The organism is Gimesia alba (genome assembly GCF_007744675.1).
Taxonomy (GTDB): domain Bacteria; phylum Planctomycetota; class Planctomycetia; order Planctomycetales; family Planctomycetaceae; genus Gimesia; species Gimesia alba.
Genome location: NZ_CP036269.1, coordinates 2,044,170 through 2,063,296 on the forward strand (window position 1 = coordinate 2,044,170; position 19,127 = coordinate 2,063,296).

The following is a 19,127-nucleotide window of genomic DNA, read 5'->3' on the forward strand; positions in this document are numbered from 1 at the left end:
TTGGGGAGAATAGGGACTTGATTCATCACTGTTCCGCCAATGCCGTTTGCCGATATTGGCTGGAATAATGACCCGCTGCAGAAACTAACGGGGGCCGCGGGAGATCGCTACCAGTTTTTTTGAAGATTAGTTCAGAGAATCTAGAATTGGAAGCAGATTTGAAAGAAACCAGTCATTCGCTACCTTCCAGTGCAAACCAGGCCTGCATCTGGTAAGAGCAGTTGCACTGCGATGATCCATCAGGAACGAGCACCAGACCGCCGGCGGGGATGGCGTTGATGTAGCACCCCAGGCGGATGCCACCAAAGTTTTCGACGCCTGCCTTACGGGTCAGGTCCACATATCCGAGGGTAGCCGAGCGGAAGACCATCATGTGTTTGCTGGCGGAGATCTGTCCGCAGCCATAGGAACGATCGAATTTGAAATCGAGGGGAGTCCCCGTCTTCAAGTTCCAGGCGCCCCCTTGGGCATAGATCTTGTCGCCGTTGATCACAGGATGTGACTGATATTCGGCTTTGATATCCCAGATCCGTTTGCCTGTTTTTGCATCGATGGCCGCCATGCGTCCGCCGACTTCAGAAGGGAGTCTGAAGAATTTGTGCCGGATGCCCTGATAGAACATCAGCAGGATTTCGTGATCTTCGGAAACCGCGAGCTGGGTGCCGAAGACGTCTTGATCGTCTTCCCAGAGATCTTTGCCCGTTTTGGCCTGGAAGGCTTTCAGCTTGCCTTTGCGATGCACATCTTCCGGCAGTGGGGGATTGGGACGGCCGTTCCGTCTGGCTTCTTTGATGTGATCGGCTTTGGCGATTTCGCGGTCAACAAGATAGACGCTGTTGTCGCCAATCGTAATCGCGTTATTGCGGATGGAGTATTCAGGTTGATAGGTCCAGAGCACATTGCCCGTGTTGGCATCGACGGCGAAAAACAGCACCGATTCATTCCGCAGCTTGAGTCCTTTGTAGCGCGGGCTGGTGTAATGTGCGTCGTTGCTGACGGTGCCATAAATCACACCCTGATGATAACCGAGATAACCCCAGTTCTGATTCGGATCGTCGCGGCTGACCGGCGTCGAAATCTTTCGCACCAGCTTGCCGGTTTTCAATTCGATTTGATGGCAGAATGAATCTTTACAGACAAAGGCGTAGTCACCGCCCAAACAGAAGTTACTGCCGACTTCTGCTGTGCTGACATCATGGTGAATGCCATTCATGTCGATGAGATTATTTTTGAGTTGGTATTTCCAGAGGGTATGTCCGTTGTAGGCGTCGAGCCCACACAAACCATGCAGGCCGCCGACGACCATCACGCCCCGATTGACCAGCGGCGCGGGACCCTGGCCGTGACGATTGGGGATCTGAAAATCAACATCGCGATACCAGTACATGCGGAGCGGTCCTTTGACGATTTCGTCATCCGAGTTGACCGTGTTGGTCGAATTGGAATACTGGTGCGTCCAGCTGCCTGCCCCTTGCAGGTCGGCCTTGGTTTCCACCTCTAACTTTTCAACAGGTCCCCAGCAGAGCTGACCGCCGTACGGACGCTGAATCCGGCGGGCTTCCTGTAACAGAGCCGGACTCATTTCTCGCTCCAGCGACGCCGAACAGATCACCAGATTCGCAAAGTTCTTCGAATAGGGAACGTGCTCCGGATCCGCAACATGCACGGCGACACGTGAACCATACACGCCGGCATCAGCTAACATTTCGTGTGCTTCATTGGCTTTGGCTTTATCTGGCATGACCAGATAAATCTGAAACTCTGACTGCCGGGCCAGTGCGAGTGCCAGATTCGCATTCTCGGCTCCCAGGTCGACGCAGATCCCTGTTTTGACATCAGTCTTATTAGTGATGGCTTTTGCCGCCTGTTGATAAAGTGGACTGACAATGACCGGTTTTTCTGGGGCGTTTTGAGTTGCTTCCGGTGGTTTCGCATTCGCAAAGCAGCAGATCACGCCCTGGTCGGTGCTGGCGACGAGACATTCCTCGGCGGCCGCCAGTCCGCGAACGGTGCCTTCAATTTCGTGTGACCACCAGGTGTTGGCTTGCGCTTTATAATCGACGCCGGTGACTTTGTTGTGAGAACCGCAGTACGCATCGCTACCGGCAATGATCACATCGGTGATCGTATAATCCAGCGGGATCAGTCGTTTCTCTTTGAGCTGTCGGACCGATATCGGCGTGCCTTTGCGGTCGCGGGTTTTCTGGTCTGACCATTCACTGTAAACCAGTGACGGACCACTGCCGCGTAGAATGCCCCGGGGTGTTGCAGCCATCGGTCCGGTTCCCGGTTGTTGTGACAAGTCACCCGTTTTCTGATCAAACAGGCAACCGGCGTTACAGAAAAAACGATCGGCGAGCATCACATCGGAACCGCCGCGCTGCTGGTTTTTCTGCAGATGATAATATTGAAATTTGCCGGTCGTGCGTTCGAAGGCCGCGGGAACTGCGCGCCCTGTGGGCATGAAAATCTGGTCTGCACTGGCAGCCAGATAACCCTGCGACGAGACGCCGCTTTTCGCACTCGCACCGCCATGCGGCTGATTCATGAGTAACTGTCCCGAGTCCTGATTGCTCCAGATGACCTCTCCGGTTTCCGCATTGAGGGCATACAGATAAACGCCATCCGAAGGCCAGACACCGGCGGCGAAATAAACCTGGTCGCCCACGACGACCGGGCCGCCTCGACCCGGCCAGTGTGAGATCAATCGATCGTTGCCCATGATGAATTTCCGTTTTGGTCCGCCCTGTTTTTTCCAGAGCAGGGAACCGTCTTTGATCGATAATGCATAGAGGTTGCCGTCATCGCTGGCGACAAATACGCGGTCCTTCCAAGCAGCCGGTGCAAAACGGATCGGGCCTTCAGTGAAAAACTTCCATTTGAGGACGCCCGTTTTCAAATCGAGTGCATAGAGTTGGTCGTCGGTCGAACTGCCAAATAGCACCGTCTGATTCACAATGATCGGCTGAAAGACTTCGTCGAATTTGATACGCGTGTGTGTGGGCCAGGCAGGCATTGGTATTTGTTTGGTGCGATACGTCCACTGCAGCTCCATCCGTGTGGGCAGGGGATCTTCAGTAAAGCCGCTGCGGGCTGCATCGCCCCGATATTGCGGCCAGTCGGCCTGGGTCGTGCAGGGGAAGAAATAAAGAGCAAACAGGAAAAGAAAAGCCGGCAGGGTTTTCATGGAGGCCTCTGAGCGTCTGGTTTTGGTAGGGTGGTTTGGTCGGAGTGTTTTGATCCGTTCATGGTAAACCATCGGGCGGGGCTTGTCACCGATAACCGCGAAAAATCGACTCAATCAACGTCGAATTTGAACCAGCGAATCAGGCTCACGTTCTGTTCGTAGCACCAGAACGTGACGAACAGACTGCCATCAGACAGACGGGCGATGTGCGGGGCACCAAATTTGAGGGCAGCAAAGTTGGCAGACATGTTTTCGACCGTTTTTGTTGTTCCATCCAGCGACTGATGTCCCCAGAGAGGCCATTGGTCGAGATTACTCCATTCTCCCTGTGCGTTGAGTCGGGAATGGCAGGCCCAGAGCCCGGGTTGATCCAGCCGCCGATAAACGTTAAGCAGACTGCCGTCGTCGAGTAGACAGGGCGTCAACGTCTGGCCTGCTATTTGCGTGGAAGTGGGAGCTGACCACGAAGCCCCGCCATCATCGCTGAAGGCATAATGATTGGGGCGATCTGCATTCGCACCTTCATTATAACACCAGGCAACCGCTAGCAGGCGGTCGTTGGGTAATTCAATCACCTTCGATTCCCAGAAGATCAACTGGTCGTCGACGCTATACATGATATCGAGGTATTCAGGCCAGCTCGCCCCTTGATCTTTTGAAACGAGGGCCACCATCCGGTTGCCGTTTGGTAAATTTCCGTCCCAGTCGCGCCAGGTCGAAGTCGGCCAGAGCCAGCGTCCATCATTCAGCACCGTGATCGGACTGCACATTTCAAATTCGGGACCGACCAGCGGAGGCGTGATCGTTTCCGGTTCGTTCCATGTCTCTCCCTGATCGCGGGAACGCATCAACAGCAGTTCCGCCGGTACCAGTCCCAGCGTCTCAGGATTACTGAGTCCTTCATCAACGTGTGTGCTGCGGTCGTAACGAATCAGGTTCGCGATGAGTTCGCCGTTCGGCGTTGTGGCAACGCGTCCGAAGGTCGACGTCACGCGGTCCGTTGTCGGTGGATTGAGTTGTCCCTGATGGTCCCACGTTTGCCCCTGATCGTGAGACCGCGACCAGTGTACCTGAAGGTTGGTCGCTTCAAACGCTTCGCCCAGTACATACGTGCTGACTAGTGTTCCGTCGGCTAAGACGGCGACCGAAGGAAAGTAAGCATGCACACTCTTGACGTGCGGCTTCTCGTTGCGAAACAGGATGCCGGTTTCCAGTTGGTTGAGTGGCATGCGCTTTCCTTGCTGCTGAGAATCGTTTACTTTTTGTGCTTCAGTTTTAAGTCCGCCAGGTAAATCGCGGTGATCGGTTTTCCGTTCTCGTCTTTTTCGTGGCTGGAGTAATAGGAGACGCGTGCCCGATCGGGACCAAGAATCAGAATACCAGGATAAGAATTATCGCCGCCGCTGGGTAGTGATGCAAATTCATGTAACTGGTCGTTTTTGAACCAGTAGAGTGACGTGACGTACTTTCCGTTCTTTCGTTGACGACCGCCGACCAGATAGTGATCACCCCACTTGGCCAGGAGCGGGCCGCCAATATAACGGTCGAGTTGTTTGCGTTCCCAGTGATCAAAGGGAGGCCGCGAACGCATGACCCAGGCGGGGTTGGAGCCGCTGCGCCCGATCGCCAGCAGGTCACCGTTTTTTTCAAACAGAAACGCGGTTTCGTCTCCCTGTTTTTCGTTGAACAGACTGGCGGTTTTCCAGACGAGGCCGTCATCGCTTTCCAGAATCGCGGTTTCAATGAGCTCACGATCTTTGTTGTCTTCGGTGAAGTTTCGAATGCGGCGACCACAGAGGTAGGCTTTGTCGCCATAGGCGGCGGCCCGCCAGATGTAATGGCCATAGGTCCCTTCCAGCATAGTCGGCTTTGACCAGTTCGAACCATCGGCAGACCAGACCGCATATCCCAGATGCTGATTGATCGTTCTGGTTTTGGGGGGCGCGTCGCCGCAGTACCAGGTGCCGGTGTAGACAAACAGTTTGTCTTTGAAAATCAAAAAGTGCGGGTCGCGGACATCGCGTCGGGGAACGGAGAATTCATCCACCTGCTTCCAGGTTTCCGCGTCATCACTCTGCATGATTAGAATGCGAGAAGACGGAAACAGCATATGCCCACCCGGGCAAGTGCGGAAGGTGAGATAATATTTCCCTTTGAATTCAATCATATCGGTGAAGGCATTATGTTCGCCGTTATCGAAAACTTTGCGGACGTTGGTGACTTCGACTTCAGGCAGGGAACTGTCTTCTCCTGCGGGGAGAGTAGAAGTCGAGAGCAGGACACTGATGAGCAGGGCGAATACAAAAATGAGTGAGGGGGCGCGTTTGAGCATGTTGTTGAACCTCGAACAGGGGAATAATTCAGTTGGTTTCCGGTGGAGAGATTAATAGATATTTCAAGTGAGACCGCATCACGGAGCGGGCACGTTCGACGTCGCGATCCTGAATGGCGCTGACCAGTTCAAAGTGCTGCCAGATGATGCGCTCATTAACGTCGTCTTCCAGCACGGGCGATTCCCGGGCGGGATACGAATTTTCAAACAGGGTTGCCAGCAGTTTCTGCATATCGGCGATTAACGTTGAGCCCGACATCTTTAGAATCAACCCATGAAACTGGCGTTCGATTTCAATCCGATGTTTGCGATCTTCGGGGATGCGGGCCGCCTGTTTGAATTCTTCGGCGAGTGCCGCCAGTTGAGTGATCTGTTCCTCGCTGGCATTTTTGATCGCCAGTTCAATGGCACCGACTTCGAGGGCATAGCGAAAGTGAGCCAGGTCGGCCAGTTTTTCCGGTGACCGGGCCAGCGAAGGCAGACAATTTGCCCAGACCTCAATCGGGTCAGGATGGCGGACGAGGAGCCCTTTTCGTTTGCGACCTTCGAGCAGCCCCAACGCGCACAGCCGATTGACGGCTTCACGGGCAATCCGCCGCGAGACATTGTATTCTTCGGCCAGTTCTGCTTCAGTGAGGAAGAAATCGCCATCGGTAAATTCGGCGGACTGGATCCGATGCCGAATGCGTTCAGACAGATCCAGGGCCAGCGTATTTGTCGGTTCTTTGTCTATAAGTGTCATTACAATGGCGTTTTCAGGGTAATTGTTCTTGAAAAAGGGTTGCGGTAGATTATTATATGGCATTTAATCGGTGTGTCAAATTCAAAGACGGAATTTCTGAATGACGATCTTGGAAGACCATGTTCTGGAGTGTGAGATCCTCGTGGCAGGGGGCGGCATGGCGGGTTGCTGTGCTGCGATTGCTGCTGCGCGGTGCGGTGCCCGTGTTATTTTGTGCCAGGATCGTTCTGTGTTAGGCGGCAATGCGTCGAGCGAAGTCCGCATGCATATTGTCGGCGCGAACGGGACCGGGCACTTTGATCGCGGCGAAGAACTGCAGACCGAAGCCCGTGAAGGGGGGATCATTGAAGAGTTGCGGCTGGAGAACTGCGTTTGCAATCCGCAACGCTCGGCATCGATGTTCGATCTGATTCTCTATGAAAAATGTAAAGCCGAACCGAATCTGATGCTGCTGCTGAATACTTTTGTGACAGCTGTGAGATTGAACGGTGACCGAATTCAGCAGGCGATCGCCGAGCGACAGAGTACGGAAGATCGTTTCACAATCAATGCGGAAATATTCATTGACTGTACCGGTGATGGGCGGCTGGCGGCAGAGGCGGGGGCGCTGTTCATGGAAGGCCGCGAAGGACAGGCGCAGTTTCAGGAAAAACTGGCTCCCGAAACAGCAGACAATCAGCGGCTCGGTTCCACCATTCTGATGCAGGCCCGTCGGCATGACCGGCCGATGCCGTTTGTGGCACCGGAATGGGCTCGTTCCTTTAAAAAGGAAGAACTGAAGCTGCGACTCTACGCGACACCTGGCGAAGAAGAGCCGACACACGAGTACGGATACTGGTGGGCCGAGTGGGGCGGCACGTTGGATACGATCAAAGAGAACGAAACAATCCGCGATGAGCTGCTGGCGATTGTGATGGGCATCTGGGATCATGTGAAGAACGGTCCGCCGGGGACACCTGCGGGCGATGATCCATTTTCCGCAGCCCACTGGGCGCTCGACTGGTTCGGTTTTCTCCCCGGTAAACGGGAGAGCCGGCGGTTCATTGGTCGACACGTTCTGACCGAAGAGGATCTGCTCTCGTCCCGCGATTTTCCCGATGCGATCGCCTACGGCGGCTGGTCGCTCGATCTGCATCCGCCCGCCGGCATTGATGCACCAGAAGAAGAACCGTGCACGCAGCATCCGGTGCCGCACCTGTATAATGTGCCTCTCTCCGCCTGTGTTTCTGCGGATCTGAGCAATCTGATGTTTGCCGGGCGGAATATTTCTGCGACGCATGTGGCATTTTCTTCGACGCGTGTAATGGCGACCTGTGCGGTGATCGGACAGGGCGTGGGAACCGCGGCGGCGTATGCGGCTCTACATAATGTTATGCCGGCAGACGCGATTTCGAATCCCGCGGTGATGAAACAAATCCAGCAGCGGCTCATACGCGATGATGCCTATTTGGTCGGGATCAGAAATGAAGACAAAGCTGACTTCGCACAAACGGCGCGGATCACTGCCAGCAGCGAACAAGTTGGTTATGAAGCGGTGAATGTGATTTCAGGTCAGACGCGGAGTGTGCACGGCGATCAGGGCGCACCACCAGAGCTGTCTTTTCCCGGCGGTCATCGCTGGATGTCTGAGCCTACGGACGGATTGCCGGCGTCGTTGCTGTTGGAATGGGAGACGCCGATTGAAGTGCGTGAAGTTCAACTTATTTTCGATACGGGCCTGCATCGGCATCTGACGCTGAGTCATCATGATGGTTACACCTCGAAGATGGTCTGGGGAGCAGCACAGCCGGAGACGGTCCGGGATTATTCGATTGAAGTCTTCGATGGTACTGACTGGAAATCAATGGTTTCTGTAACAGACAATTATCAAAGACGTCGTGTGCATCCAGTGGAAACACAATTGTCTGTGAGTCAGTTTCGTGTGGTGGTGACGGCGACGAACGGGATAGATCATGCCCGGATTTGTGAAGTGCGGGTTTATTAATAATGTGGGAATCGGTGGCTGTTTTAGCACTGTCGGGCAAGCCGACAGTGGCACTCGGTGAGTCGATAAGCATAGTTTTTAAGCTGGTTTTATACGAAAAGTGAGCGGAATGGCGCTAGCCACCGTTTTTGAAGCAGCGACCCTGAGCCCAAAACGGCGGCTAGCGCCGACCCGCTCACAATAGGAATGCTTACAATGAAGACTTTTCGATCATGGATGGCACACGGGAGTTGTTTTCTGGAAGGGTTACATGATGATTTCAGATCATTCAATTCACAAACTGGTGTGCGTGTTGGCGTTCGTGGGACTGTTGTTTGATTTCGGTTTGGCCGACGCGGCAGATCTGGAAACAAAGAGCCTCTTTCCGCGGATTGAAGCAATTTCATTTGATAGCACTCATTTGAAGAAACAAAAACGGGCGGTCATCGTGTTGCCAGACCACTGGCAGTCAATCAAGCCAGCAGAGCGGCGCACGCTGGTGATCTTACATGGTCGCGGGCGGCACGAGTTGACGTTGATTGATGACAAAACGATTCGGCAACAGTTGCTGGATTCCGGACTGTTTGTGATTCTGCCGGACGGCGATGATGGCTGGTATATCAATTCGCCCGTACGCAAACAGGACGTGTATGAATCGTATCTGGAAGAAGTCCTCGATGTCGTCTCGCAGCAATATCAGTTGCCGCACAATCGGAAACGCTGGGCGATTGCCGGCTGGTCGATGGGCGGATTTGGTTGTGTGAACTTTGCCGAACGACATCCCGAACAGTTTGCCGCCGTCAGTTCGATCATCGGACTGCTTGATTTTCCCCGCTCGGGTTTGCCGAAAGGGCAGTCGTATAAAGTGCCCGTGGAGCGATTTGGTTCTGATGAAACGGTCTGGAAGGAGTTCAATCCACTTCATCGTGCGGAAAAGCTGAAGGGGATGTCGGTACTCATCATCACCGCCGACGCCGCCTTTGACCGCACGATGAACGAGCGTTTTCGCGATCGGCTGAGCGAACTCAAGCAGCCACACCAATACATTGAGCTCAAAGGGGGGCACACGTTTCCGGTGGTCAGGGAAGCGATTCCGTATGTGCTGGAGTTTACGAAACGGGAATTGTCTGCCGATCATAAATGACTTCTTGATTCATCGAGATCATCGGGTGGTACCGGATGCAATCCGGTATTGCCGCAGTCAACAGGAAGTGGAGGTGTTTACGATGTGTGGAGAGTGGCTGTGCCTCATACTGTCTGATTCAGAATGGTTGGCAGCACTGCTGTGCATTGTCTGATTGAGCAGCGACCTCCTGCTCGCTGCGCTCGGCCCGAATTGCATTCGGGCTTACCCGCTACGAGTGGTTTTCAGAAAGGGCGTGTCTTTGCTATTGCGTTCTATTATAATAGCACAAGATACTCGTCTTTTACTGATTACAGGTCGTCAGACTATGCTCGATCATATCGTTCTCCTTGAGGTGATTGATGAAAAAGCCAATCAAGAATAAATATGTTGTGGGGCAGGAATACTATGATGTGGAGACTTGGAATGCTTCCTTCGAGGTGAAAAAGTATATTTACGAAGGGGTAGTGGCTTCAGACTGCTCTACTGCGAAATGCGAAAAACTGCTGCATCAATTTCGACCGGCCGAGTATCCCGACGCCGAATCGGTACCCGATGAGCTTTGGATTCACTATTGGGTGAAGGATATCCTGGATGGGCCTTTAACGAACCTGGAGCGGCGCAAAGCGGTCATGTCCCAACAGGCAATTGATGAAAAAAGCAAACATCTGCCCGTTGTAACGGAGCTGGATGATTTGCATGTCAGCACCGAAATTACTCCCAGTGGTTCACTGGAATATTGCGAATTGGATCACAGAGGGGACCTGGAAGCGGCCTTGAATCGCCAGGATCCGATCTGTTTATTATTTAAGTATGAACCGACGATCGAAGATCTGGAGTTGGTTGCTCAGTTTTCTCAGAATCTGGGAATCTATTTTGGTTACAACGCGGCGCCGAAGTTTGTGGAAACTCTGGAGCCGTTGTCAGAGAAAGAAAATTTGAAGTCACTTTGTATATCGCAGTTCCCTCGCCCGGAAAGTACTTTCCTGGAGATGCTGGAAACGTTTTCGGGTTTGCAAGTTCTCAATCTGTTCTATTCCAGGATCTCTGATCAGATTGGGGGCTGTCTGATTGAACTGGATGATCTACACTTTCTGGATCTGACCTATACGAAAATTACGGACTGGGTGCAGTATGATCTTGCAGGTCTTTCCAAAATGGACAGACTCACTCTGGATCAAACACGGATCACGGATGATTTCTTTCGGATGGAAGATCTCTGGCCACAATTGGACTCTTTGAGTCTGAAGGGAACCCGACTCACGGATCAGGGGGTGACTTTGCTGAGGCAGTTTACTACTTTGCAAGACTTAAGTTTGGACGGGACGGACATTACGGATGCGGCGATACCGTACCTGACTCAGATGAAGAATCTAAAAAACCTGTCTGTCGAAAAAACCGCGATCACGATCCGGGGCGCTCGCGAACTGATTGAATCGATGGAAAACTCCTGGGTCCGGTGTTGAAGAACAAGTCTCATAAAAAACTTCCTCTTCATTTTTCACTTATTCTGCACAACTGATTTTGAGTTCGAAACCGAGATTGGTGTAAGATAGGAGAAGTATACCTGATTCTCTCTTTTGAATTTGAGCCTCCGACCTGATTTCTGCTTGTGAGCCCCGCCGTGAAAAAAATCGTTCCCTTGTTCCTGTTTGTTGTTCTCTGTTCCCTGTTGTCTGCTGTCGTTGCTGAGGAAATGCCGCGGGAGCAGAATCTGTTGCAGAATCCGGAATTTCGATTGCGGAAAACGGCTGTAGCGGAGTCCGGCCGATCGATTCTCTGCTGGAATACGGATCACTATGGTGATGTGAGTGCGGGAGCGGAAAATGAGAAACTGAAAATTAAACCGTCGACGAAAGCGGTTGCGATTGAGCCGGGCAAGCGGTTCTGGCAGTTTGCGACGCTACCTGAACTGAAGTTGGCGGCCGGCGATGTCGTCAGTCTGTCGGTCAACGGGTATCAGGAAACCAGTGGCGCACTCAAAGCACGGCTCTGTCTGATGCTGGTTGAAAGTGCCGACGGTGAGTGGTCACCGGCGGACTTTGGTCTGTCAGACAAACGGACGTTTGCGAAACATGGGCGAGGCGAATTGATTCGGGCACCGCAGCTGGAAACATCATCGGAGCAGGCAGGGCAGGAATTTATACTGCAATTTTCCGGTCTCAAAGTTGATCCACGGTTTGAACATCAACGCGCGTCGAATGCAGCGTTTCGGAATGTGGTGGGAGTGCTGGTCGAATTTGTGAATGACTCCGACAAACGAGTCTGGATTCATTCGCCCACGCTGATCAAAGGGGACAAGGCAGTAACGGAAACGGTTTCCTCGCGTGCCCTGCCGGACCTGTATCGACGGATTCCGCGGACGATGGAGAAACTGACCAGCGGAAAGCCGGTAACAATTCTAACACTCGGTTCCAGTATCGATCGCGGCAGTGCGAACCCGCGACTCTATTTTTATGACGAAGACCCCACCAGCCCGGACTTTAAAGAGCCTTTGACCGACGCGCGGCCACGAAAGCCGGCAGCTTTGAAACAGCTGCTGTTCGAACGCATGCAGCGGCCCGATCTGCAGGATTACGTCGGCTGGTCGCAACACTATTTCATGTATACCGGACGCATGCGGCGGGAGTTGCTGCGGAAGTTCAATTATCCGGTCGAGAAGATTCTGCTCAACGTGATGGCCTGCGATGGTTCGTCGATTGGCGAATCTCACAGCGGCTTTCTTGAATATGCGTCGCTGGAACAGTCGCCCGATCCTGGTAATAACGGTCATCCCGCCGGCAAGACGTGGCAGGAACTGTATCCAGCATTGTTTGAAAACGGAAAGAAGCCGGGACCGGATCTGGTGATCTTCGGGCACGGGCATAACGAGCATATTGACCGTCCCGATGAAATCGCCGCCTATGAAGGAGCCGTCCGCTGGTTTCAGCGGCACTATCCCGGCGTGGAATTTGTTTCGTGCATGTGGATTCGTGATAAAGGGCAGCCGAATTCAATGACCGAACCGATGCAGCAACTCTGCGCGCATTACGGAATTCCCTTTGTCGATCTGGGGCAGTTGTTGACGGATCTGAAGACAACCTGCAATCAGTACGCGCTGGCCCCCGATGGTGGGCACCCGGGAGCCGCCAGTCATTATCTGTGGTTCAAACAGTTGGAGCAGATCTTCGAAATGCCTGAGAATCCACAGCCGGGAATCCCGCAACGACAGTTGCCCGCGCGGATGAATGATTATGCTGCGAACTGGGAAGGAGAAATGACCCGCTTCGACGTTGACAGTCCGCGGATTGTGGACGGACGGATGATGATTCTGGAAGAGGCGGCTTTCAATCTCTGGGCAGATAACAAACGGGAAATGATGCAGTTACAGATCGATGGTCAGCCGGCACAACATGCGGGACATGGGCGAAGCAGTTTCACACGTCCCAATCCACGGAATTCCACATTCGTGCATGGGCGGCTGTCGCGCGGGGATCGTCACATTATTGAAATTCCCAACACGAGCGCGCGGCTCACGACGGTCGATTGTAAAGTGGGATTGAACCGCCGGTTCTATGGCGTTGACGCGAAAGGCTGGCGTGGGACGTCTGCCGTGAAGACTTTCAAGTCGATGTGGGGCACTCCCTATGGAGAGCAGGCGTTTTACCTGACGCCGGGCGAAGCGATTGAAATTGAAGTCGAGGCGACCGATGTGTCAATCGCCTGGCTGGATCGTGTTGAAGGGGGCACGCTGGTGACTGAAGTCGACGGGAAAACGGTCTGGTCACAACCGACCAGCGAACCGTTTATGGATTCACAGGGACGGAAACATTTCATCGAGAACCGCCGCGGCGTAACGGGGCTACCGTTTGGTAAATATCGGATCAAATTGCAGGCACAGGAAAAACCGGTTTGGGTGCTGGGTGTGTTTGGTTATGACGAGCGGTAGGCGGACTGCGAAAGACTCGAAATGATTTCTACCACGAAAAGCACGAACATTTTCTGGCAGGAGTGCTGGACAGAAAAAGGGTGGTACCGGATGCAATCCGGTATTGCCGCAGGCAACAGGAGGTGGCTGGGTAAACGGTGCTTTGTGAGCCAGTATGCCTTTTGATGACTGATTCAATCCGATTGGTGGCTCTGCTGTGAATTGTCTGCTTGAGCTGTGACCTCCTGCTCGCTTCGCTCGGCCCGAATTGCATTCGGGCTTACCCTTACCTGACGGATAAGTTGTTTGTATATATTGTGATGCGTCAATGTGAGTCTAATTCAATCCTGTTCTTTTTCGGCTGGAAATTATCTTTTTCAAAAATTCTGCGTTAGATTAGAGCCAGTTGATCTAAATAACTGATACGGAGCGTTGTTTTGATTGGATGTCGCCTTCACTTGCGCAGGAGAGGTTTCCGTTTTGTCGAATCGTGATCTCGATGAAGAGTATGTGGCGTTGATTGCCGGGAGCCAGCCTGTGTTGCGCGGGATTTTGGTCGCACTGATTCGTCGGGGAGCGGATGTGGATGATGTGCTGCAGGAAACGAATACCGTTCTGTGGCGGAAGCGGAACGAGTATGACTGGGATCGCAATTTCCTTCCCTGGGCGTGCCGGATTGCTCAATTGCAGGCACTCGCGTTTTTCAAACGAGTCAAGAACGACGGTCAGGCGGTGTTTGACGAACAGACACTGGAACAGATCGCGACGGTGGCGACCGGTCGGGCGGTGGATGCAAAATCGCATGCAGCGGCACTTGAGTCCTGTATGGAAAAACTACCTCCCGAACATCGGCAACTGGTGGAGAGCCGGTATTGTGATGCGATGCCTGTAAACCAGATCGCATCCGAAGCAGGGAGAACAGCCGACGCGGTTTCGATGACCTTATACCGCATTCGGAAAACGCTCATGGAGTGTATCCAAAAGACAGTGGCCCAGGAGGCACGATTATGAACCCCGAACTTGAAGCGGTTCGCAAAGAGCTGGCGGCACTCACCAGCCGTATGCTTGAAAACAGAATGACAACAGACGAAGACGCACGGCTTACGGAGATTCTCAATGTCCATCCCGAATTGATTGAAGAATATGCGAACCAGATTCATCTGGATTCTCTGCTTACGTCGAACCTGTATGCTGCGATACCGGAAGAGTTCAGTCTGGAAGCACTCGTGGTGCAGGAAACGGACGAAAACATTTCCATCAATGTGGATGTGGCTACGACAGTCGAGCCCGTATCACGAAGCCGGAATAGCTGGTTGTCCTGGATCGCGACTGCCGTGGTGCTGTTACTGGCGGGGGGATTATTCTGGTTCAATCAAGCCGAGCAACAGAAAACAGCGGAGCAGCCAAATGCAGTTGTGCCCGGCTATGCAGGAATGTTACTCGATACTGAAGATGCGGTCTGGGAAGACCGCGACGCGGAAGAGATTCCGTACGGCACCAAATTCCCTACGGGAGAATCACTGCGGTTGAAATCGGGTATCGCGCGGATTCGGTTTGATAGCGGCGCCGGCGTCATGCTGGAAGGACCGGCCCAGATTGAACTCCGTTCGCCACTGAATGCCGTGCTGCACTATGGCACGCTGTCCGCCTATGTGCCTGAAGAAGCGCAGGGCTTTACCGTGGATACGAATAAAATCCGGATTGTGGATCAGGGAACCCGCTTCGGCGCGGTAGTAGATGCATCGGGCGAAGCGGAAGTGCATGTGTTTGAAGGTGAAGTCGGAGTGAAGCCGGTAGCGGCCGAGAATCAGGTGATTGCCAGTCTGAAAGCAAGCCAGGCGCTGCGGTTCTCCAACGGGAATGTCAAAGGGGCGGAAATCAGAGTAACGCCGGCCAGGTTTGCTGATGCACCGACGCCCGAGCAGCTTATCGCAGCGAAATCGGGAAGCTATCCGCCTCAGGAAACACTCGATTTTGAAAAGCTGGAGCCGATGAATCAGGTCTCTCTCATTAGAGAAAATTCAGCACTGCCGAAGGGGATCAGAGTGGGGGAAGATTTCGAATATCCGACTTCTTCTCTGTATCAACAGAGCGGAGGCGTGGGTTTCAGTCATGAAGGCTGGTGGACCGATCAGAACTTTACGCGATTGATGATTCCTGAAAAACAACTGCAGTGGAGAGACCTGGATGGCGGTCCGATGATCGTACATGCCCGCGGGCATCATCATGCTTACCCGTCGCTCGCACATCGAATTGCCCGCAAACTGGAAACGCCACTCACCGACGATTTCTACTTCAGCATGCTGGTTCAATATCATGGCGTGGACGAAGACGATTTCTTTGGTCTCTGGTTCGATAGCTCGATGGGCGGCATGGGGTCTAGCCATGCCCGGGTTCCGAGTATCGGATTCAAAGAACGAAAATTCTTTGCCCGCTTCAACGTGAAACAGGAAGCCTTTTTTGAGCAACCGGTAGACGATGAAACGTTTCTGCTGGTGGGGCATCTTTCCAAAAAGAACTCGAAATTCTTTAATCACCTGGAATTCTGGGTCAATCCGGTGGGAGAGCGCAGTGAGACTCCCGATGTGGTTGTCAAACGGAATAAAGAGGCCAACCTGCTGAAATCGATCAACGCACTGGGAGTGCGGATCGGTCAGTACACCGAAGTCAGCGATTCGCTTTATCTGGATCGGCTGGTGATTGGTGATACTTTTGAATCGGTGACCCGACCCGCCGGGCAGAACTGATTTTCTTATTATTTGAACTGAAAGACTTGTGATGCATCGCGCTCTGACATCTGATTTTTTTTCCTGGCGAGCCATCTCGACGCTGCTGGTTTGCGGACTGCTGTTCGGTTCTCAACAGACGTTTGCGGAGGAGCCGCCACGACTCGCGCACGGTTTAGTCAATCGGCAGATCGATACGCTGAAGAAAAATCAACCCGGGTTTGGCTGGAAGGGGGGCTGGGTGCTCTCGCAACGGCAGCCGGCGCTGTTTGTTGACGCGAAGCATAAATCATCCAACGAAAACCACAAGGCAATCGCACATGAAGCGCTGATTCAAGGTTCGGTACAACGAAATAACCCTCTGCGGCGGGAGCTGAAGGAGACGTACCAGGATCAGGAACTGTATTTGCGATTCCGCTTCCGTTATGCAGCCGATGCGAAGCAGCGCGATGAGGGGGAGTTCTTCGTATTCTGGCTGGATCGCTACGAAGGTACTGACAACGCCGTGCATGCGAATCACACGCCCAACATCGGCGTGCATGTGGCGTCCAGTGGTCCGAATAAGGGAAAAGTCGTATTCATGGTGCGGATCGGTTCGCAGAAGACGGCCTGGAGTTCGGTGGAACTCCAGCGCGATCGAGATTATCTGATCGTCGGACGGCTGTCGAAGCCCGAAAAATCATTGCGGGCCGGCTTTACCAAATTCGAATTATGGGTCGATCCAAAGCCCGGTGAGCTGGAACAGCCCGTGGCGACGACCGTGAATCCGCAGAGTGTGAACGGCGTGAGTTGGGTCGGCTTTGCCACCGGCTACAAAACCGAATTCGATGACCGGATCTATGTGAGCGATCTGGTCTTGAGCCGCACCTGGAGTGATGTGCTCGATCTTTCGCCTGAACAGATTCCGAAAATGGCGACGAAACAGCAGACTGCCTGGGCAGCACCAGTCCATTTTGACAAGGATATTTATCCACTGCTCAAGTCGCGCTGTTTCAGTTGTCATGCCGGTGCGAATCCCGATTCGGGCTATCGGCTGGATGTCTACGAGGAACTGCTCGGCTTCAGTACGGGGGAAGAGTTAATAAAGCCGGGAAACAGCGAGCAGAGTAAGCTGGTCGAACTGGTCTCAACACAAGTCGCAGAAGTACGGATGCCGCCTGTCGATGCAGGGCCCGCACTCTCCAAACAGGAAGTAGCCAAGCTACGCGCCTGGATCGATCAGGGGGCGAAGTGGGATTACAAGTTGCTGCCGACACCGAAAACGGAGTCGGATCACTGGGCCTTTCAAACCATCAAACGGCCTGACGTTCCCAAGGTGAAAAGTAGCAAACCCATTCGCACGCCCGTCGATGCCTTCATTGCCCGTGCCTGGCAGAAAGCGGGGATCAATCCCGCTCCCGAAGCGGTCAAAGCGACGTTGATTCGCCGGCTTTCGCTCGATTTGACGGGACTGCCGCCGAGTGCAGATGAGATTGAAGCCTTCGTTAATAACACCGATCCGCGGGCCTATGAGAAACTGGTCGAGCGGCTGCTGGCATCGAAACATTATGGCGAACGCTGGGCGCGTTTCTGGCTGGATCTGACGCGCTGGGCGGAGAGTCACGGCTATCAGCATGACCTGCCACGACCGTATGCGTGGCGGTATCGCGATTATGTGATTGAGAGTTTTAATGCAGACAAGCCCTTTGATCAGTTTATCAAGGAACAGCTCGCCGGCGATGAACTCAAGCCTTACGCGGACGAGCATGTGATTGCGACCGGTTTTTTGGCGTCGGCACGCATCAGCGGGAACCAGATGGATAAGGCGGCCCAGCGGAACGACGTGCTCGTTGATATTGTGAATGTGACCAGCGGTGCGCTGCTGGGGCTGACGCTCGAATGTGCACAGTGCCACAATCATAAATTCGATCCCTTGACGCAGCGGGACTACTATCGTCTGCAGGGGTTTTTCGTGAACGGTCAACTGGGCAACCTGTCTCTCAAAGGAGACGGCCTGCCGAATCCGACTGAAATGAAAACCTGGATGCCGAAAGGGACGTTTGATTTTTATCAGCGCGAAGCGAAGAAACTGATCAATCGAAAACGATTTGCCCACACGAAGACGCCGCACACGTGGGGCTATTATTCTCCGCTGACAGGGCAAAAACAGATCGAGCGGCTACCGGTGGTGAACCGCGATCCGATTCCTTATTCGGCGGAACGATTAAAACAGACCAAGTCCGTCATTCTGATTCGCGGAGATGTGCATAAGCCGGGACTGGAAGTGGGGAAAGGCTGGCCCGCCGTGCTCGGAGCGACGACCGTCGATTCGGAAACACTTTCGCGGACTGCGCTGGCGGACTGGCTGACCGACCGCAAGAATCCTTTAGTGTCGCGGGTCTGGGTGAACCGGCTCTGGCAGTATCATTTTGGACGCGGCCTGGTTTCCACGCCCAGTGATTTTGGTGTGCAGGGAGAAAAACCGTCGCACCCGGAACTGTTGGACTGGCTGGCGACTGAACTGATGGAGCGGGGTTGGAGTACGAAACACATTCATCGGCAGATTGTATTGTCGTCGACGTATCGGCAGGCCCGTTCGTTCAACGAAGCGAATCTGAAACTCGATCCGGAAAACCGGTTGCTCTGGAGCTGGCCGCGACGCCGATTGGAAGCGGAAGCGATACGGGATTCGATTCTGTGTGCAACGGGCGAACTGAAACGCGAGCTGGGCGGGCCGAGCGTGCCTCAGGAACGTGAAGAAGCAAATTTGAGGCGGACGATTTATCTGTTTCAACGCCGGAGCGAGATGCCGTCGGTGATGGCGATGTTCGATGCGCCGGACAGTATTGCCAGCTGTTCGCGGCGGCAGGTTTCGACAGTAGCGCTGCAGCCGCTGTTTATGTTGAACAGTCAGTTTATGAACCGCCGGGCACAGGTGCTGGCGAAAAACATTGTTGCCGAAACAGGCGACGATCACGGGCAGCAAGTGACACAGGCGTTTGTGCGTGTGCTGGGACGCCAACCGACGGCGCAGGAACAGAATCGGTCGCTGGCCTTTTTCCAATCAGACAGTTCTGCAGAGTCAGACGAACGCCGACTCTCGATGTTGTGCCATGCGTTACTGAATTTGAACGAGTTAATTTATATCCCTTAATTTCGAGGGCGTTT

Annotated in this window: 11 protein-coding genes; 7 read left to right on the forward strand and 4 right to left on the reverse strand. The window is 53.5% G+C overall.

Annotation, left to right across the window (positions count from 1 at the left end):
* Window positions 1-172 precede the first annotated feature (172 nt).
* From Pan241w_RS07850 to Pan241w_RS07865, 4 genes are all read right to left on the reverse strand, one after another.
* A complete protein-coding gene (locus Pan241w_RS07850) occupies window positions 173-3,187 on the reverse strand; it encodes an outer membrane protein assembly factor BamB family protein (protein WP_198000391.1) in 3,015 nt (1,004 codons plus the stop codon).
* A 110-nt stretch (window positions 3,188-3,297) separates the two neighbouring features.
* Window positions 3,298-4,416 (reverse strand): sialidase family protein, encoded by a 1,119-nt coding sequence (locus tag Pan241w_RS07855; protein ID WP_145213419.1) that lies wholly within the window; start codon window positions 4,414-4,416, stop codon window positions 3,298-3,300.
* A gap of 26 nt (window positions 4,417-4,442) precedes the next feature.
* Entirely contained in the window at window positions 4,443-5,519 is a 1,077-nt protein-coding gene (locus Pan241w_RS07860; RefSeq protein ID WP_145213422.1) for a hypothetical protein, read from the reverse strand.
* Window positions 5,520-5,547: 28 nt separating this feature from the next.
* On the reverse strand, window positions 5,548-6,261 hold the full coding sequence (locus tag Pan241w_RS07865; protein ID WP_145213425.1) for a FadR/GntR family transcriptional regulator: 714 nt from the start codon (window positions 6,259-6,261) through the stop codon (window positions 5,548-5,550).
* 100 nt (window positions 6,262-6,361) lie between these two features.
* Here Pan241w_RS07865 and Pan241w_RS07870 point away from each other — a divergent pair, with 100 nt between their 5' ends.
* From Pan241w_RS07870 to Pan241w_RS07900, 7 genes are all read left to right on the forward strand, one after another.
* The gene (locus Pan241w_RS07870; RefSeq protein ID WP_145213428.1) at window positions 6,362-8,245 is read left to right on the forward strand and encodes an FAD-dependent oxidoreductase; all 1,884 of its coding nucleotides are present in this window, start codon (window positions 6,362-6,364) and stop codon (window positions 8,243-8,245) included.
* Between the two features lie 250 nt (window positions 8,246-8,495).
* Entirely contained in the window at window positions 8,496-9,368 is an 873-nt protein-coding gene (locus Pan241w_RS07875) for an alpha/beta hydrolase (RefSeq protein ID WP_145213430.1), read from the forward strand.
* Window positions 9,369-9,709: 341 nt separating this feature from the next.
* Window positions 9,710-10,813 carry a leucine-rich repeat domain-containing protein gene (locus Pan241w_RS07880; RefSeq protein WP_145213433.1) on the forward strand — a complete coding sequence of 368 codons (1,104 nt, stop codon included), beginning with the start codon at window positions 9,710-9,712 and terminating at the stop codon, window positions 10,811-10,813.
* A 158-nt stretch (window positions 10,814-10,971) separates the two neighbouring features.
* On the forward strand, window positions 10,972-13,275 hold the full coding sequence (locus Pan241w_RS07885; RefSeq protein WP_145213437.1) for an SGNH/GDSL hydrolase family protein: 2,304 nt from the start codon (window positions 10,972-10,974) through the stop codon (window positions 13,273-13,275).
* Window positions 13,276-13,734: 459 nt separating this feature from the next.
* Window positions 13,735-14,265, forward strand: a complete 531-nt coding sequence (locus Pan241w_RS07890; RefSeq protein WP_198000392.1) for a sigma-70 family RNA polymerase sigma factor — start codon at window positions 13,735-13,737, stop codon at window positions 14,263-14,265.
* On the forward strand, window positions 14,262-16,001 hold the full coding sequence (locus Pan241w_RS07895; protein ID WP_145213443.1) for a FecR domain-containing protein: 1,740 nt from the start codon (window positions 14,262-14,264) through the stop codon (window positions 15,999-16,001). Before Pan241w_RS07890 ends, Pan241w_RS07895 begins: the two co-directional genes overlap by 4 nt.
* A 31-nt stretch (window positions 16,002-16,032) precedes the next feature.
* Complete coding sequence (locus Pan241w_RS07900; protein ID WP_145213446.1) at window positions 16,033-19,113, forward strand: PSD1 and planctomycete cytochrome C domain-containing protein; 3,081 nt, start codon at window positions 16,033-16,035, stop codon at window positions 19,111-19,113.
* Window positions 19,114-19,127: the final 14 nt, after the last annotated feature.

Coding starts and splice junctions, on each gene's coding strand:
- Pan241w_RS07850 (WP_198000391.1), bottom strand. CDS start 3,187: ATGAAAACCCTGCCGGCTTTTCTTTTCCTGTTTGCTCTTTATTTCTTC.
- Pan241w_RS07855 (WP_145213419.1), bottom strand. CDS start 4,416: ATGCCACTCAACCAACTGGAAACCGGCATCCTGTTTCGCAACGAGAAG.
- Pan241w_RS07860 (WP_145213422.1), bottom strand. CDS start 5,519: ATGCTCAAACGCGCCCCCTCACTCATTTTTGTATTCGCCCTGCTCATC.
- Pan241w_RS07865 (WP_145213425.1), bottom strand. CDS start 6,261: ATGACACTTATAGACAAAGAACCGACAAATACGCTGGCCCTGGATCTG.
- Pan241w_RS07870 (WP_145213428.1), top strand. CDS start 6,362: ATGACGATCTTGGAAGACCATGTTCTGGAGTGTGAGATCCTCGTGGCA.
- Pan241w_RS07875 (WP_145213430.1), top strand. CDS start 8,496: ATGATGATTTCAGATCATTCAATTCACAAACTGGTGTGCGTGTTGGCG.
- Pan241w_RS07880 (WP_145213433.1), top strand. CDS start 9,710: ATGAAAAAGCCAATCAAGAATAAATATGTTGTGGGGCAGGAATACTAT.
- Pan241w_RS07895 (WP_145213443.1), top strand. CDS start 14,262: ATGAACCCCGAACTTGAAGCGGTTCGCAAAGAGCTGGCGGCACTCACC.
- Pan241w_RS07900 (WP_145213446.1), top strand. CDS start 16,033: ATGCATCGCGCTCTGACATCTGATTTTTTTTCCTGGCGAGCCATCTCG.